Origin of the sequence: Verminephrobacter aporrectodeae subsp. tuberculatae At4, assembly GCF_000193225.1 — a bacterium.
GTDB lineage: Bacteria > Pseudomonadota > Gammaproteobacteria > Burkholderiales > Burkholderiaceae_C > Acidovorax > Acidovorax aporrectodeae.
Genome location: NZ_AFAL01000687.1, coordinates 1 through 1973, shown reverse-complemented (window position 1 = coordinate 1973; position 1973 = coordinate 1). Strand labels below are relative to the sequence as shown.

The following is a 1973-nucleotide window of genomic DNA, read 5'->3' as shown; positions in this document are numbered from 1 at the left end:
GTTCGAGGCAACGTTGGCCGAAGGCGATCTGCTCAATCCACGCGTGCAGGCCAATGGCCAACGCGGTCGCATCAAGCAGAGCAAGGCCGCCAACCTGATCGGCCGGCTACGCGATTACAGCGATGACGTTTGGCGTTTCATGACCGACCCGAACGTGCCTTTCACGAACAACGTGGCCGAGCAGGCTGTGCGCATGCCCAAGGTCAAGCAGAAGATTTCCGGGTGCTTTCGGACAAGCGACGGGGCGGATATCTACTGCATCATCCGCTCTTACTTGGCAACGCTGAACAAGCAAGGGGCCAAGCTGTTTGACGCGCTCACCCAAGCCTTTCAGGGCGCTCCGGTTCAACCTCGCTTTGGTTGATCGACTGGGCCACGGGCCCGGGGGCTGAGTAGATTTACGATCCCGGACTGCGGCACGGGAAAAAAATAAATCGGAGAAGTCATGTCATTGATTCAGGCAATCCGCTCGCAGGTGGAGACAGCGCTTTGGGAGTGCTGTTCCCCTGGCTACATCCGCTTCATCGAAGGCACTGCGCTCGTCGGGCAGGTGCTTGAGACGCTAGCTGCTGATGCCTGCGCCTTTGCGAGGAAGGATCCGGCTTCACGGGGCGACCCCTTTCGCATCGTCCAAACCTACACCTCTTATCGGGCGGTTCTTCATTATCGGATCGCCAATGCCATGGAACGCCTCGCGCAGAAGGCGCAGTCCGAGGACAACGAGTCATCCTGCTACGCCTTGCTGGTGTCGAGCCGGGGAAAGATGCTCTCCGGCGCGGAACTCCATCCGTGCAGTTCCATCGGCAGGCGCTTCGTGCTGGATCACGGCGTGGGCACCGTGTTCGGAGAGACCGTATTGGTCGGCGACGACTGCTACGTGCTCGGCGGCGTCACGCTGGGGGCAAGCGGCATCGCCGCCAATTCCTGTGGCAAGCGCCATCCCTCCGTCGGCGACCGCGTGCAGCTTGGCGCGTTCTCGCGTGTCTTCGGCAATGTCGACATCGGCGACGACGTCTTCATCGGCCCCCATTGCACCGTGACGAGTGACGTTCCGGCTGGCAGCAAAGTGGTGCTGCGCAGTAGCCTCCAAATCGTAAAGCCGCGCGCCTCAGAACTCAGCATGCTTTTATGAACTGCGCGACTTCGCTGAATCCGGGAAACGATATGATTTTCAATCGACGAACACGCCGTCTGTACTACGAAGACTTCCTGCTTTACAAGGCACCCGCGCGCGTGGTGCGCATTGAGGACGATTCAATCGAGCTCGATGCCACCGTCGCCTATCCGGAAGGTGGAGGGCAGGAGGCGGATCACGGTACGATCGTCCTCGACGACGGAACGGTGCTGCGCTTCGACGATGCCAAGAAGCTGTACTTGCATCCCGCTGGACTGGCCGAATTCCCTGGGCTGCAGGTGGGTGGTGTCATCAAGCACGTTATTGTGCCCGAGGACAGACTGCTCCTGCGTCAAGCGAGCCTTGGCGCGCCGGTTGTGGTGCAGATCGATGTCGAACGGCGCGCACGCCTGGCGCTCAGTCACACTGCGTCACACCTCCTTTATCTCGGAATCAGCCAAGTCCGGCCAGAAGCTATTGAGTCGACCATAGGCTGCCACATCCGCCCGCACGGCGCGCGCTTCGACTTCGCGGTTGAGAATCGCTTCGAAGCTGACGAACTGGCGCGCATTGAGCTGGTGGCCAACGCCTACGTGCAGAGCAACGCACTCGTCTCGGTGAGCGCCCACGCCGCAGAACCCGACGCGCGTCTCTGGCATTGCGACGGCAGGGTCATTCCTTGCGGCGGCATCCACTTGACAAGCGCCGCGTCGATCGGGCCGCTGCAAGTTCGCCGACGCGGCCTGGGGCGCGGCAAGGAACGGATTTCCTGCGAGTTCCCGCAGGCGATGCCCGCGCTCGATGGCTACCACGCCAAAAGAGCGGAGGTCGCTTCGTGATGAACGCACGTCTTCGCCGG

Annotated in this window: 3 protein-coding genes; all 3 read left to right on the top strand. The window is 61.4% G+C overall.

Annotation, left to right across the window (positions count from 1 at the left end):
- A partial coding sequence (locus VTU_RS28725) for an IS66 family transposase (protein ID WP_010107529.1) occupies positions 1–364 on the top strand: 364 nt, incomplete at its 5' end.
- A gap of 81 nt (positions 365–445) precedes the next feature.
- A complete protein-coding gene (locus VTU_RS0119080) occupies positions 446–1132 on the top strand; it encodes a serine O-acetyltransferase (protein ID WP_010107528.1) in 687 nt (228 codons plus the stop codon).
- Entirely contained in the window at positions 1129–1953 is an 825-nt protein-coding gene (locus VTU_RS0119075; protein ID WP_010107527.1) for an alanyl-tRNA editing protein, read from the top strand. Before VTU_RS0119080 ends, VTU_RS0119075 begins: the two co-directional genes overlap by 4 nt.
- Positions 1954–1973: the final 20 nt, after the last annotated feature.